Below are 14,678 nucleotides of genomic sequence, written 5' to 3' on the forward strand. Positions count from 1 at the left end.
TGCTTCAGCCAACTTACAGCGCGCTTTCCCAAACAAATCCACGCCGTAACGGCTGCTGGATTTGCGTTAAAAATTGCCCTCTTCATTTTTGCTCACGCTCTGCACCAAGCCGGCCTATAGGCTGCAACTTGGGTTAGCTAGATTTATTGGAAGGACTAGCTCTTTTAGCCTTATTGACCTTACTTAGCTCGTACGTTTAACTCCATTCTAGTCGATGCCTCCTTCGCCTGGCAAACTTCCCACGAACAATCCGGTGCAGCTCTATGCGCTAGGCGATTCGACCATCGTGCTACAGTTCGGCGACGCCATCAGCCAGGAAATTCACCGCACCATTCAGGCGGTGGGGGCTTATCTAAAGGAACATCCGTTTCCTGGTTTCCTTGAGCAGGTGCCGGCCTTCACTACGCTTACAGTTTATTATAATTCCTGGCTGGCCAGCCAGGCCGGGCGCCTCGACCCGTACGCGGAGGTAGCCAGCCAGCTACAGGAGTTGCTGAATCAGGTGCAGGTACCCGCCGATTCTGCTGCTTCGCCAATAGTGGAAATTCCGGTATGCTACGGCGGAAGCTTCGGGCCTGATTTGGAGTGGGTGGCCCGGCACACGGGGCTTATGCCGGAGCAAGTTATTGGCTTGCACACCGCGCCGGAATACCTGGTGTACATGATAGGGTTTGCGCCGGGATTTCCGTATTTGGGGGGCATGGACGAGCAATTGGCGGCCCCGCGCAAAGACCAGCCCCGCGCCGAGGTGCCAGCGGGTTCGGTGGGCATAGCGGGCAAGCAGACGGGCATCTACTCGTTGCCCACGCCAGGCGGCTGGCAGCTCATTGGCCGCACGCCACGGCGCCTGTTCACGCCCGAAGCGGCGTCGCCGAGCTTGTTGCAGGCGGGGCAGCGGCTGCGGTTTGTGCCCATCACCGAGCAGGAATATTACCAACTGCAGGAGCATGAGTCTTAGCATCATTCGTCCGGGCTTGCTGACTACCGTTCAGGATGCGGGGCGCTTCGGCTACCGGCAAGCCGGCGTTATCGTGAGCGGGGCGATGGATGCGCGGGCGTTGCGTGAAGCCAACCTGCTGGTGGGCAACCCGGAAGGCGCGGCGGGACTGGAAATTACGCTGCGCGGACCCACTATTCGGTTTGAAGCCGACCACCTAATTGCGCTGACCGGGGCCGACCTCTCGCCTACTCTCAACGGCCAAACCATGCCCCTGCGGCGGCCCGTGGCCGTAACGCGGGACTGCGAGTTGGCCTTTGGCCCGGCCCGGAAGGGATACAGAGCCTACCTGGCGGTGTCGGGTGGGTTGGCGGTTGCTGAGGTGCTTGGCAGCCGCTCCACCTACCTACGGGCCGGTATTGGAGGTTTCGAGGGCCGCGCCTTGCAGGCCGGCGACGTAATGCCGGCCACCAGGCCCACGGAACTTGGCAGTGAATTGCGCGCGCAACTAACTGCCGCTCACCCCGCCCCGCCGTGGGTGGCCGCGGGCTGGAGCATCCCCCCGCCATTATATAGCTCCCCTACCCGAGCGGCTACCATCCGGGTTATGCGGGGGCCGGAGTACGAGCGATTCACTGAGGTGAGCCAGCAGGATTTCTGGACGCAGGAATTCACCGTCACGCCAAGCTCCGACCGGATGGGCTACCGGCTGCAAGGTCCGGAGCTGCAACGCCACAACCAGCAAGAAATCCTGTCTACGGCGGTTACTTTCGGCACGGTGCAAGTACCGGCTGCTGGTCTTCCTATTATCTTGATGGCCGACCATCAAACCACCGGCGGCTACCCGCGCATCGCGCAGGTGATATCCGCTGATTTTTCCTGCCTGGCGCAACTGCCGTTGGGCAGTAAGATTCGCTTTCAGGAAGTGTCATTAGCTGAAGCTCAGCTAGCCTACCTGCACCAGGAACGCACCCTCCACCAACTCGCCCAAGCCATCCAGCTCACCGCCTGCCACCAATGAACCAACCGTACTCCGTCGATTTGAACTGCGACATGGGGGAAAGCTTCGGCGCCTACTCCCTAGGCCACGACGAAGCCATTCTACCGTTCGTTACGTCTGCCAACATTGCCTGCGGCTTCCACGCCGCCGACCCGGCCATTATGAAGCGCACCGTGCGCTTGGCGCTACAGCAACAGGTGGCCATCGGGGCCCACCCCGGCCTACCCGATTTGGTGGGCTTCGGCCGCCGCGAAATGGCGGTATCGGCAGAAGAAGCCTACGACATGACGGTCTATCAGATTGGTGCTTTGCTGGCCTTTGTGCGGGCCGAGGGTGGCACTCTGCACCACGTAAAACCCCACGGCGCGCTCTACAACATGGCGGCCGTGAACCCCGCCCTGGCCGAGGCCATTGCCGAAGCCGTGTACCGCGTGCACCCCGAAGCCTGCCTCTACGGCCTGGCCGGCAGCGCCCTGATTAGCGCCGGCCAGAAGCTCGGCCTAACCACTGCCCACGAGGTTTTCGCCGACCGCACCTACCAGCCCAACGGCACGCTCACCCCGCGCCGCCAGCCCAATGCCCTGCTTACCGACGCCACCGCCGCCATCAACCAGGTAGTACGCATGGTGAAAGAAGGCCAGGTGCGGGCCTTGTCGGGCGAAGACGTAGCCATGCAGGCCGATACCGTGTGCATCCACGGCGATGGCGCGCACGCGCTGGAGTTTGCCCAACAGATTCGAGCGCGGCTGCAACAGGAAGGTATCAGCGTGCAGGCCGGCCTGCGCAACGCCGCCGCATGAGGCCGGCGCGCAATTGGGGCGTGCTCCTCGGGGCCGCGTTTCTGATGGCCACCTCGGCGGTAGGCCCCGGCTTCCTCACCCAAACCACCGTCTTCACCGAATCGTTGGGGGCCAGCTTCGGCTTCGTGATTCTGACGTCCATCATCATCGATATTGGCGTGCAGCTCACCATCTGGCGGGTTATTGCCGTCTCGGAAATGCGGGCGCCGGACATTGCCAATCGGGTACTACCAGGCCTCGGCGGCTTTATTTCCGCCCTTATCGTGCTTGGCGGCCTGGCCTTCAACATCGGCAACGTGGGCGGCGCGGGCCTCGGTTTACAGGTGCTCACCGGCCTTCCGGTCGCGACCTGCGCGCTGCTGGCGGCGGCTATGTCGCTGGCTATTTTTCTGGTGCGCGAGGCTGGCCCGGTCATGGACCGGTTTGCCCAGCTCATGGGCCTGGTGATGATTCTGATTATCATTTACGTAGCCGTAACCACCAACCCTCCCGTGGCCGAAGCCGCCCTGCGTACTGTGGCTCCTTCCCGCATCGACCTAACGTCCATCATCACCCTGGTCGGGGGCACGGTGGGCGGCTACATCACCTTTTCCGGCGGCCACCGCCTGCTCGACGCCGGTATCAAAGGACCGGCCGCCCTGCCCCACGTGACGCAAAGCGCCATTATGGGCGTTTCGGTGGCTTCCCTGATTCGGGTGTTCCTGTTTCTGGCCACGCTCGGCGTAGTGAGCCGCGGACTAGCCATTGACGCCAGCAACCCGCCGGCTTCGGTGTTTCAGCTGGCGGCCGGGCAGGTGGGCTACAAGCTCTTTGGCGTGGTGATGTTTGCGGCGGCTATTACGTCTATTATCGGCTCCGCTTACACCTCCATTTCCTTCCTAAAGTCCTTGCTCCCAAGCGTAGCCACCCACGAAAACCGCTTCATCATGGCCTTCATCGTTGTGTCAACGCTAATTTTCGTAACCATCGGCAAGCCGGTGAGCCTGCTGGTGTGGGCCGGGGCCCTGAACGGCTTTATCCTACCGATTACGCTCGCCACGCTACTCGTAGCCGCTTACCGCCGCGACGTAGTCGGCACTTATCGGCACCCGCTGTGGCTGGCCGTCTTTGGGCTGCTGGTCGTGCTGGTCATGACGGGCATGAGCGGTGCGGTACTGGTGGAGCAGGTGTCGGGGCTTTTCAAGTGAACCCACCAGTAGCACTTAATCGGCTCGCGCTGCTAAGCGCAGTGCAACGAGGTTTAAACCTCTCAGGTGCTAACCTTGCCAAAGTATATTAGTCGTACTGAGCATGTGAAGTATTAACCCAAGGAGCAAAACCTCTCGCCTGCTGACGTTGCTAAACTAACCGTCATGCTGAGCGCAGGCGTAGCCGGAGTCGAAGCATCTTGCTCGCGTGGTAAACCCCTTGGCCGTTGCAACGATGCGAGCGAGATGCTTCGACTCCGGCTACGCCTGCGCTCAGCATGACGGTTACTACTCATACGCCAGCACGCCAGATGCTTCGACAAGCTCAGTAGGACAATAGGACTACAATATCAGCAGGCGAAATGCTTCGGCCCTTGGCTTGATATGCCATATACTCCGCATGATGTTCTAAAATCACAGTGACGTTCTGGAATGCTAAAGAGCGTTTCCAACCAAGTTTTACTTTCCTTACCGCTCCTTTCCAACACCTGCTATGAAACTCGTCTACCGTCTACTTGCCGTCTCTCTACCGCTACTAGCCGCAGGTTACGCCAGCCAACAGCCCCAAAAGCCCGCGCAAGCTCCTTATGACCTCGTCATCACTCATGCCAATGTGGTGGACGTAGAGACCGGCCGGGTACTGCCCGATCAGACGCTTGGCATAAGTGGCGGCCTGATTCAACAGCTCAGCAAGTCGACCCCCGCCCCGCCGGCCGCCAAGAAAACGCTGGACGCCCGCGGCAAATATTTGATTCCGGGTTTGTGGGACATGCACGTGCACTTCCGGGGCGGCGACTCGCTCATCACTGCCAACCGCAACCTGCTACCCCTCTACCTGGCCCACGGCATTACCACCGTGCGCGACGCCGGCGGCGACCTGACACCCGCGGTTTTCTCCTGGCGCCAGCAAATCCGGGCAGGGCAACTACCCGGACCCACTATCTACACCTCCGGCCCCAAGATTGATGGTCCAAAAGCCTTTTGGGCCGGTTCGCTGGAAGTTGAAACGCCCGCGCAAATTGAAAAGGCGCTGGATTCGTTGCAGGCTCTGAAGGTGGACTACGTGAAGCTCTACGAAAGCACCATCTCCCGCGACGCCTTTCTCAACACCATCAGCGCGGCCGAAAAACGGGGCATGACCACCACCGGCCACATGCCCTACACCGCCACCTTGCGCGAAGCTTCCGAGCGGGGCCTCGATGCCTCGGAGCATCTCTATTATGTGTTTAAAGGCTGTTCCGCCAAGGAAGACAGCATCACCAAGGCCGTCCAGAACAGCCTCAGCACGCCCAAGCCGCTCGGCCTGTTTGCCGTACTGCCCGCCATCTACCGCACCTACGACCCCGCCACGGCCACCCGCCTCTACCGCACCTTGGTAACCAACAAAACGGCCGTCGTGCCTACGCTCTACATCCAGAAGCTGCTGGCGGAACTCCCCGAAACCGACCACTCGCGCGACACGCTGCTCGCCTACATCGACCCCAAGATTCAAGCCACCTACGCCCGCCGCCTGGCGGGCGCCCGGGCGCAATCCGCCACAACCCGCGCCTTCAATAAGCAGCTCGGCGCCAAGTTCACCACCTTAGTACCAGCCATGCAAAAAGCCGGCGTAACACTACTAGCCGGCTCCGACAGCGGCGCGTCCAACTCCTACGTGTACCCCGGCACCTCCCTGCTCGGCGAGTTAGAGCTGATGGTACAGGCGGGCCTCACCCCCGTACAAGCGCTGCAAGCAGCCACCGTCAACGGCGCACGTTTCCTGAAAGCCGACAAGCGTTCCGGCACCATCCAAAAAGGCAAAGACGCTGACCTCGTACTCCTAGACCAGAATCCGCTGGCAAACATCACCAACCTGCGCAAGATCAACGCAGTCATCACCCACGGTAAAGTCTATACCGCCACCGACCTGCGCCAAATGATGCAAGACGTAAAACATCAGCCTTAGAAGGCTAAAACTAGTTCCCCTCCTCAGCCGAGGAGGGGCTAGGGGTGGTTGACAGTCGTTGCTGATGTTGTAGTCATATCGTCATGCTGAGCGTAGCCGAAGCATCTCGCTAGTGTGGTATACTCTTACCTACTGCAACCTCAGCACGCGAGATGCTTCGACTTCGCCTGCGGCTACGCTCAGCATGACGTTCTAGATAAACAACGGTTGGTCAACTACCCCTAACCCCTCCTCAACTGAGGAGAAGGGGAATTAGATTGTAGCTTTTTAGGACTAGTATTTACTAGCGCTAGTCCCCCCTCTCCACGGGAGAGGGGGCTAGGGGGTGAGGCCCCCGTCAGAACGACCCGCCTGTGTAAGATCAGCTACTTTTAACTCTAGTTTTAGAAGTAAAGAAGCGCCTATGCCCGTTCGTGACATCTTACAACTCGGCCACCCCATTCTGCGCCAGATAGCCCAACCCGTCGCCGATCCGACTGCGCCGGCCGTGGCCGCCCTCGTAACGGACCTGACCGACACCGTAGCCCACTGGCGCGAAACCACCGGCTATGGCCGCGCCATTGCGGCTCCGCAGATTGGCGAGTTGCAGCGCGTGATTCTGTTGCGCCTGCCGGGCCGTCCGGTGTGGCCGTTCATCAACCCGAGCATCGTGGCCCACAGTCCCGAGAAGATGGTGGTGTGGGATGCCTGCCTGTCGTTCCTGTCTATTTTCATGCAAGTAGAACGCTACGAGTGGATTACGGTGCGCTACCAGGACCTCGCTGGCCAGTGGCACGAAACCCACGCCGGCCGCGAAGACGACCTCGCCGAGCTACTCCAACACGAAATCGACCACCTCGACGGCATCCTCTCCCTCGACCGGATGGTAGACGTGAAAAGCCTCTGCTCCCGCGAAGAATTCGAGCGCCAATACCGCGCCGACAGCCCATACGGGCGGCCTTAGGCAGCCGTTTGGCAATTAAATCTGTTCTGCTTGATCTGGCGTCCGCCTGTGGCAAATTAAGCTAGGGAGCAACAAAGCCGAAGCCTCTCGCCTGCTGCCGGTGTCATATCCGTTATGCTAAGCGCAGCCGAAGCCTCTCGCGTGCTGACGCAGGAGTAGTAACTACCGCACCACGCGAGATGCTTCGGCTGCGCTCAGCATGACGGGTGGTTTCGGGCAAGGCACCAAGATTCATCTGCTACTGCCTTACCTTTCGACCATGGCTAATATCTACGCCCCTTTCGTTGTCTTCGATTTACAGGAGCACGCAACCCCTGAGCGCAAGTACCGCATCGTGGTGGACCTTTCGGAGATGGACGACTACTATAATGTGTTCGAGAAGCACGGCTACAGCGGCAGCGGTGCCTCGTGGGCCGAGCACATCGAAACCATCTTGGAAGAGCACGCTCCCGAACTGTTTGACCATGTGGAACTAGCCGGCGAAGGCGAAACCTTCCGTGTCTACACCGACAGCCGCACCTCTGCTGAGCAGTTTCTGCGCCTGATTCACCCCATTTTCGGCGACCTTGGTAGCCTAAACAAGTACCTCAGCCAAACCGACCCCGGCGACTTTTTCGAGTAAGAATCTTTTAGTTGCTTGCGTTACGCCTCTCTGCTCCCTATTTATGCCCGAATCCGCCGCTGCCCGCTGGAAACTGGTGCTTGGCTCTGCTGCCGACGCCGACAACCAAACGCCGCTCCCGCCCGACTACCAGGGCATGGATCAGGTGCTAGCGGCTCTCTACGACGAGCAGGAAGGCAAAGAGCGCAAAGCCGGCCTCGGCGGCTCGGCCCCGCGCGTGAGCCGCTGGCTCGGCGACATCCGCACCTATTTCCCCGCCGACGTGGTGGCCGTGATGCAGCGCGACGCCATGGACCGCCTCGGCTTGCAGCAGTTGTTAATGGAGCCCGAAATTCTGCGCACCGTGCAAGCCGACGTGCAATTGGTGGGCACGCTGCTTTCCCTGAGCCGCGTAATGCCGCAGAAAGTGAAGCACACCGCCCGCGAAGTGGTGCGCAAAGTGGTGCAGGAGCTAGAGTTGAAGCTTTCAAACCCATTGCGGCAGGCCGTGCAGGGCGCCTTGAGTCGGGCCGTGCGTAACCCCCGTCCCCGCTACCGCGAAATAGATTGGGGGGCTACTATTCGGGTGAATCTCAAGCATTACCAGCCGGCCCAGCGCACCATCATTCCCGAGCGGCTGGTTGGCTTCGGGCGGCGGGGGCAGGCGCTGAAGGAAATCGTGCTGTGCGTAGACCAAAGCGGCTCGATGGCGTCGTCGGTGGTGTATGCGGGCGTGTTTGGGGCGGTGCTGGCTTCCATCAAAGCCGTGAAAACGCACATGGTGGTGTTTGATACGGCCGTGGTTAACCTAAGCGAAAATCTGCAGGACCCCGTGGATTTGCTGTTCGGGGTGCAGCTCGGCGGCGGCACCGACATCAACCTGGCCCTTACCTACTGTCAGCAGCTCATCACCCGCCCCACCGATACTATTTTAGTCCTCGTCAGCGACTTGTACGAAGGCGGCAACGAAGCCGAGATGATCAAGCGCGCCGCCGCGCTACGCGCTGCGGGCGTAACCGTAGTGGCCCTGCTGGCCCTCTCCGACGAAGGTGCCCCGAGCTTCGACCGGCGCGTAGCCGAAAAGCTGGCCGCCCTCGACATTGCTAGCTTCGCCTGCACGCCCACGCAGTTTCCGGAGCTGATGGCCGCCGCTATTCAGGGCCGGGAACTGAAGTTATAATGGCCAAGATGCAGCGCGAAGCCTGAACTTCGCGCGCTGTTGCCGAGATTGAACAAGATAACACGAAGCTCCCGCTTGGTGAGTTGTTGAACGACTGCTATTGCAACGGCGCGGTGCCAGTCGTTCAACGGTACGCGAAGCGCAGGCTTCGCGCTACAGCCTATGCTGCTATAAAATTCTGTTGCGTGGCAGTATGGCCGGAGGCTGTACATTCGCCTTCCGGCCGTGCCTCCGCTACATTCCTATGAAACCTACTGCCCTGCTCCTCGTTTTGCTGCTCTTTCCCCTGACTATGCACGCGCAAAACCTACCCGCCAAAACCACCCTCTTCGATGCCGGCTGGCGTTTCCACCGCGGCGGGGCGCAGGGCGCGGAAAAAGCCGGCTTCGACGATACCAAGTGGCAACCCGTCGACCTACCCCACGACTGGAGTATCGAGGACTTGCCGGGCACTTTCTCGCCTTTCCAGCCGGATGCCGTCAGCCAAACCAGCGGCGGCTTCACAACGGGGGGCACCGGCTGGTACCGCAAAACCTTTGTGGTGCCCGCCACCCAGAAAGGCCAGCGCGTACAGTTGCAATTCGACGGCATCTATATGAACGCCGAGGTGTGGCTGAACGGGCAATCCTTGGGGCGGCACCCGTACGGCTACACCAGCTTCTGGTACGATGTCACCGACAAAATGAAGTTTGGGGAAAGCAACGTGGTGGCTGTGGAAGTAAAAAACGAAGGCGCGAACAGCCGCTGGTACTCGGGCTCGGGCATCTACCGGCACGTGTGGCTCACGGTGCAGGCGCCGGTACACATCGAGCAGTGGGGCACCTACCTGACCACGCCGGAAATCACCGCTACTTCGGTGCAGGTAAAAGCCGCCACGCAGCTCCGCAATCAAAGCGCGCAGCCCGCGCAGCTCACGCTAGTTACCCGCCTGCGCAACCCCAAAGGTCAGGAAGTAGCCCGCACCGAATCCAAGCAAACGGTAGCGGCCGGCGCCGCGGCCACTGTGGCGCAGACGCTGGCGGTGAAGTCGCCGGAACGGTGGTCGGTGGATAAGCCGGCGCTCTACACGGCTATTACGGAAGTGTACCAGGGCCAGCAGTTGCTCGACCAGCAAGAAACGCCTTTCGGCATCCGCACGATTTCGTTTGACACCCAAAACGGGTTCCGCCTGAACGGCCAGAAACTGAAGCTCAAAGGCGGCTGCTTCCACCACGACAACGGCCCCTTGGGCGCCAAAGCCTACGACCGGGCCGAGGAGCGCAAAATCGAGCTACTGAAAGCCAGTGGCTACAACGCCATCCGCTGCTCCCACAACCCGCCTTCCCCAGCCCTGCTCGCCGCCTGCGACCGACTGGGCATGCTGGTTATCGACGAAGCGTTTGATCAGTGGCGGGAAGCTAAAAACCCCTACGACTACCACCTGTACTTCGATCAGTGGTGGCAGCAAGATGTGGCCAACATGGTGCTCCGCGACCGAAACCACCCGAGCATCATCCTTTGGAGCCTTGGCAACGAGATACCCGAGCGCGGCAAACCCGAAGGAGTGAAAACGGCCCGCCAGCTCGCCGACTTCATCCGCACCCTCGATACCAGCCGGCCCATCACGGCCGCCGTCAACGGGCTCGCTCCCGACAAAGACCCCTACTTCGCCGAGCTCGACGTAGCCGGCTACAACTACGCCGCCGGTGGCGACCATCACCAGAAAGACATCTACGCCCAGGACCACGCCCGCCTGCCCAACCGGGTGATGTACGGCTCGGAAACGTACCCACTCGAAGCCTTTGACAGCTGGATGAAAACGCTGGACCATCCCTACGTAGTCGGCGACTTTGTGTGGACCGCCTTCGACTATATCGGCGAGGCCAGTATTGGCTGGCTCGGCTACTGGCAGTACCAGAACTTCTACCCCTGGAACCTGGCCTTCTGCGGCGACATCGACATCTGCGGCTGGAAACGCCCCCAATCCTACTACCGCGACGCGCTTTGGAAAGAGAATCAGGTTTCTGTCTTCGTGAAGCCGCCTAGCCCGTCTTTCCCATTGAACCCCAACAAAGAAGAATGGAGCAAGTGGGAATGGCGCGACGTGCTGGCCGACTGGACCTGGCCCGGCCAGGAAAATAAGCCGCTGACCGTGGAAGTGTATTCTTCCTGCGAGCAAGTGGAGCTGCAGCTCAACGGCAAGAGCCTCGGCACCAAGCCCACCAACCGCTCCACCCAGTACACCGCCACCTGGACCGTGCCCTACCAGCCCGGCGAGCTAAAAGCCATTGGCCGCAACGGCAAAAAGCAGGTTGGCACCGCTGCGCTGCGCACTGCCGCCCAACCCACCCGCCTCGCCCTCACCGCCGACCGCCCAACCCTCAAAGCCAACGGCCAGGACCTGAGCTACATCACGGTCGAGCTACTTGATAGCAAAGGCGTGCGCCACCAGAAAGCAGAAAACGCCCTGAAGTTCGAACTAAGCGGCCCTGGTACCATCATCGGGGTTGGCAACGCCAACCCTATCAGCACCGAAAGCTACCAGCGCCCCCAACGAAACGCCTGGCAGGGCCGCGCTTTGGTAGTGGTAAAGTCCGGCGAAAAAGCTGGCAGGTTGACACTACGAGCCACTTCCGATGGCTTACCCGCCGCCGAAGTAACAGTTGAAGCACGGTAGCAGTACTGGGGCAAGCTTGGCTACTTGGCTACTGTTGCGCAGAGCTAGCTTTCCGTTGCTTTAGAGGGCGCGGACGGGGCACGGGCTTGTGATTTTCCGCCCCTCACTTCCTGCAAAACAGCAGTAATGGCTGTGACGAGGCGGGCCTTATTTATGGCATCACTAAGAAATGATTGCAACCAACCGGGTATCAGTTGGGAATTATGTCTAAACTAGCGCCCCGTGAGCCCTTTTAGCAGGGTACCCCATGCTGCTTCCAATCCCATTCATTCACCGAGGAAAATCAAAATCTATGGTTGTGAAAGTACCCCTTAAACAAAGTGTTGCGCGGCTTTTACTGAGCTTGCTCTGCCTGTTCAGTCTCAATGCCGCCGCCCAGCCCACTCAAATTCAGTACTTGACGGGCCGGGGCAAAGACGACCCGGTAAAGTGGGACTTTATGTGCACGAAAGGCCGCAACAGCGGTAAATGGACCAAAATTGGGGTGCCATCTAATTGGGAAGCACAGGGTTTCGGCACCTTCAACTATGGCTCAATAGGCGACCCCGAGGAAATGGGCATGTACCGGCATACTTTCTCGGTGCCGGCCACCTGGAAGCAGAAGCGCATCTTTCTGGTGTTCGACGGCTCGATGACCGATACCGAAGTGAAGGTGAACGGGCAGTCAGCCGGCCCCATCCACCAGGGCTCCTTCTACCGTTTCCGCTACGACGTCACGCCCCTGCTGAAAGTAGGCCAGAAAAATAAACTGGAAGTGACCGTGCGTAAAGTGTCGGCCAACAAGTCGGTGAACGAGGCCGAGCGTACCGCCGACTTCTGGGTGTTTGGCGGTATTTTTCGGCCGGTGTTTCTGGAGGGCTATCCGGAAGAACACCTCGAACGCCTGGCCCTCGATGCCAAGGCTGATGGCTCACTGCGGCTGGATGCTTATCTGGCGGATGTGAAAACGGCCACCACGGTGCAGGCGCAGGTGAAAACCCGCGCCGGGCAGCCGATGGGGTCGCCCATTACGGCCTCCATTCCCGCGGGCAGCACCATGGTGCAGTTGCAGGGGCAGTTTGAGAACCCCGCTTTATGGTCGTCCGAGTACCCCAACCTCTACAAAGTGGAAGTAACGCTGAAAAACGGCGCGACCACGCTGCACTCGGTTACTGAAACGTTCGGCTTTCGCACCGTGGAGCTGCGGCAGCGCGACGGCTTCTACGTGAACGGGCAGAAAATCATGTTCAAGGGGGTCAACCGGGGGTCGTTCTGGCCTACCTCGGGGCGCACGACCAGCCGCCGCGTGAGCGAACTGGATGTCAACCTGATCAAGGACATGAACATGAACGCCGTGCGCATGTCGCACTACCCGCCCGACGAGCACTTTTTACAAGTGTGCGACTCGCTGGGCCTGTTCGTGATTGACGAGTTAACCGGCTGGCAATACCCCCCCTACGACACCGAAGTGGGCCGTAAGCTGGTCAAGGAGATGATTCTGAAAGATGTCAACCACCCTAGCATTGTACTCTGGGCCAACGGCAACGAAGGCGGCTTCAACTACGACCTGCTGCCCGACTACCCGAAATACGACCCCCAGAAACGCCCCGTGATTCACCCCTGGATTAATATCAACGGGATGAACACCACGCACTACATGCCCTACAACTACGGCCTGAATACATTCTTCAACGGCCCCGACGTGTTCTTCCCTACCGAGTTTCTGCACGGCCTCTACGACGGGGGCCACGGCGCCGCCCTCGACGATTACTGGAACCTGATGCGCAGCCGTCCCAACTCGGCCGGCGGCTTCTTGTGGGACTTCTGCGACCAGGCCGTCGTGCGGGTCGACCAGAAAGGCGAGCTGGATACCAAGGGCAATGCCGCCGCCGATGGCATCCTGGGTCCGTACCGGGAGACGGAAGCCAGCTTCTACACCATCAAGGAAATATGGGCGCCTATCTACTTTGCCAAGCGCTACATCACCCCGCAGTTTGATGGCAAGCTAACCATTGAAAACCGCTACCACTACACCAACCTGAGTGAGTGTACGTTTCGCTGGAAACTCAAGAAGTTCGGCAGCCTGAACCCGGCCGACACCACGGTGCTTGCCGGCACCGCCCCCGCGCCCAATCTGCTGCCCCAAACCAGCGGCACGTTCACCATCCCGCTGCCCACGGGCTGGAACAGCTACGACGTGCTCTACCTGACGGCCAACGACCGCACGGGCCACGAAATCTACACCTGGTCGTGGCCGATTTCCCGACCCGAGCAAATTGCCAGCCGGCTCATGACCAAAGGCACCGGCGCCATCACAACCCGCGAAGATGCCGACCAGCTTACTATGTCGGCAAGCGGTGTGGAAGTGACAATAGACAAGAAAACGGGCCTGCTGAAAGGCGTGCGGAACGCTAAAAAAACCATTTCGCTCACCAACGGCCCCGTGCTCCTCGAAACCGACGCGCAGTTTCAGCGCCTGCGCCATTCCGATACCCTGGGCACCCACGTGGTAGAAACGCGCTTTCAGGGGCGGGACCGGTTCCGGGTGAAGTGGACCATGTATCCTTCGGGCTGGCTGGAGCTGCGCTACCAGTACCAGCAAGGCGGCCCGCGCGACATGCTCGGCGTCACCTTCAACTACCCCGAAGACCAGGTAACCGGCATGCAGCTGCTCGCCGACGGCCCGTACCGGGTCTGGAAAAACCGCCTCAAAGGCACCACTCTCAACTCCTGGAACAAAACCTACAACAACACCGTGACCGGTGAAACCTGGGTTTACCCCGAGTTCAAGGGCTACTACGCCAACTTCTACGGGGCCCGCGTGCGCACCCGCGAGGCCGACTTCACGGTGCTCTCGGGTAGCGACAACATTTACTTGCACATGCTCAACCCGGCCGTACCCAAGTCTGCGGCCCGCACCAACTCGGTGGCGCCGTTCCCGGCGGCGGGTGGCATCTCGTTTTTGCATGGCATCAGCGCCATCGGTACCAAAAGCCAGAAGCCGGTGGACCTGGGCCCCATGAGCCAGCAAAACATAACCAATGCCAACGGCCACACCGATTTCCAGCAGGGCGTACTGTACTTCGACTTCCGGTAAGCCACTTCCAACCAAACGACTGGTCGATTAAACAAGGCGCGTCGTAGAAACACCAGGTACTACCCCACCACTCATGCAAAGGCCATGGGTTGCAGCACGAAGCATAAGCTTCACACTGCAGCTCATGGCCTTTGCTGTTAGCTGGTAGTTGGCAAGCCCAGCGGCACAAGTAAGACAAGTAAGAAACTCAAGTTGCGAAGTAGCCGCGTAGCGGCTTCAGGTTTGTAGTTTTAGACCCGTAAGATGCTATGCGCCGCGTAGCGGTGCCAGACTTGCGAGCGTTTCTGGCACCGCTACGCGGCGCTGTTGCTCTTCCTGACTCCTTTTCTACAAACCTGAAGCCGCTACGTGGC

Annotated in this window: 10 protein-coding genes and 1 pseudogene; all 11 read left to right on the forward strand. The window is 60.0% G+C overall.

Annotated features, from left to right (window positions below):
• Positions 1-120: pseudogene (locus VF639_RS25500) on the forward strand (IS982 family transposase); the annotation flags it as partial.
• Between the two features lie 94 nt (positions 121-214).
• The gene (gene pxpB / locus VF639_RS16105) at positions 215-958 is read left to right on the forward strand and encodes a 5-oxoprolinase subunit PxpB (protein ID WP_331146951.1); all 744 of its coding nucleotides are present in this window, start codon (positions 215-217) and stop codon (positions 956-958) included.
• Positions 948-1,958, forward strand: coding sequence for a 5-oxoprolinase subunit C family protein (locus VF639_RS16110; protein WP_331146952.1), 1,011 nt, complete (start codon positions 948-950; stop codon positions 1,956-1,958). The genes pxpB and VF639_RS16110 overlap by 11 nt, the downstream gene beginning before the upstream one ends.
• Complete coding sequence (locus VF639_RS16115; protein WP_331146953.1) at positions 1,955-2,737, forward strand: LamB/YcsF family protein; 783 nt, start codon at positions 1,955-1,957, stop codon at positions 2,735-2,737. Before VF639_RS16110 ends, VF639_RS16115 begins: the two co-directional genes overlap by 4 nt.
• On the forward strand, positions 2,734-3,924 hold the full coding sequence (locus VF639_RS16120; protein WP_331146954.1) for an NRAMP family divalent metal transporter: 1,191 nt from the start codon (positions 2,734-2,736) through the stop codon (positions 3,922-3,924). The genes VF639_RS16115 and VF639_RS16120 overlap by 4 nt, the downstream gene beginning before the upstream one ends.
• A 493-nt stretch (positions 3,925-4,417) precedes the next feature.
• Positions 4,418-5,869 (forward strand): amidohydrolase family protein, encoded by a 1,452-nt coding sequence (locus VF639_RS16125; RefSeq protein ID WP_331146955.1) that lies wholly within the window; start codon positions 4,418-4,420, stop codon positions 5,867-5,869.
• Positions 5,870-6,272: 403 nt separating this feature from the next.
• Positions 6,273-6,812, forward strand: a complete 540-nt coding sequence (locus tag VF639_RS16130; RefSeq protein WP_331146956.1) for a peptide deformylase — start codon at positions 6,273-6,275, stop codon at positions 6,810-6,812.
• 259 nt (positions 6,813-7,071) lie between these two features.
• The gene (locus VF639_RS16135; protein WP_331146957.1) at positions 7,072-7,434 is read left to right on the forward strand and encodes an Imm51 family immunity protein; all 363 of its coding nucleotides are present in this window, start codon (positions 7,072-7,074) and stop codon (positions 7,432-7,434) included.
• A 43-nt stretch (positions 7,435-7,477) separates the two neighbouring features.
• The gene (locus tag VF639_RS16140; protein ID WP_331146958.1) at positions 7,478-8,593 is read left to right on the forward strand and encodes a VWA domain-containing protein; all 1,116 of its coding nucleotides are present in this window, start codon (positions 7,478-7,480) and stop codon (positions 8,591-8,593) included.
• Positions 8,594-8,837: 244 nt separating this feature from the next.
• Positions 8,838-11,249 carry a glycoside hydrolase family 2 TIM barrel-domain containing protein gene (locus VF639_RS16145; RefSeq protein WP_331146959.1) on the forward strand — a complete coding sequence of 804 codons (2,412 nt, stop codon included), beginning with the start codon at positions 8,838-8,840 and terminating at the stop codon, positions 11,247-11,249.
• Positions 11,250-11,547: 298 nt separating this feature from the next.
• A complete protein-coding gene (locus VF639_RS16150) occupies positions 11,548-14,325 on the forward strand; it encodes a glycoside hydrolase family 2 TIM barrel-domain containing protein (RefSeq protein ID WP_331146960.1) in 2,778 nt (925 codons plus the stop codon).
• Positions 14,326-14,678 lie beyond the last annotated feature (353 nt).

Origin of the sequence: Hymenobacter sp. (genome assembly GCF_036387835.1) — a bacterium.
Lineage (GTDB): Bacteria > Bacteroidota > Bacteroidia > Cytophagales > Hymenobacteraceae > Hymenobacter.

Bases quoted from the DNA above. Each gene is read 5' to 3' on its own strand.
- pxpB (WP_331146951.1), top strand. From the start codon at position 215: ATGCCTCCTTCGCCTGGCAAACTTCCCACGAACAATCCGGTGCAGCTC.
- VF639_RS16110 (WP_331146952.1), top strand. From the start codon at position 948: ATGAGTCTTAGCATCATTCGTCCGGGCTTGCTGACTACCGTTCAGGAT.
- VF639_RS16115 (WP_331146953.1), top strand. From the start codon at position 1,955: ATGAACCAACCGTACTCCGTCGATTTGAACTGCGACATGGGGGAAAGC.
- VF639_RS16120 (WP_331146954.1), top strand. From the start codon at position 2,734: ATGAGGCCGGCGCGCAATTGGGGCGTGCTCCTCGGGGCCGCGTTTCTG.
- VF639_RS16125 (WP_331146955.1), top strand. From the start codon at position 4,418: ATGAAACTCGTCTACCGTCTACTTGCCGTCTCTCTACCGCTACTAGCC.
- VF639_RS16130 (WP_331146956.1), top strand. From the start codon at position 6,273: ATGCCCGTTCGTGACATCTTACAACTCGGCCACCCCATTCTGCGCCAG.
- VF639_RS16135 (WP_331146957.1), top strand. From the start codon at position 7,072: ATGGCTAATATCTACGCCCCTTTCGTTGTCTTCGATTTACAGGAGCAC.
- VF639_RS16140 (WP_331146958.1), top strand. From the start codon at position 7,478: ATGCCCGAATCCGCCGCTGCCCGCTGGAAACTGGTGCTTGGCTCTGCT.
- VF639_RS16145 (WP_331146959.1), top strand. From the start codon at position 8,838: ATGAAACCTACTGCCCTGCTCCTCGTTTTGCTGCTCTTTCCCCTGACT.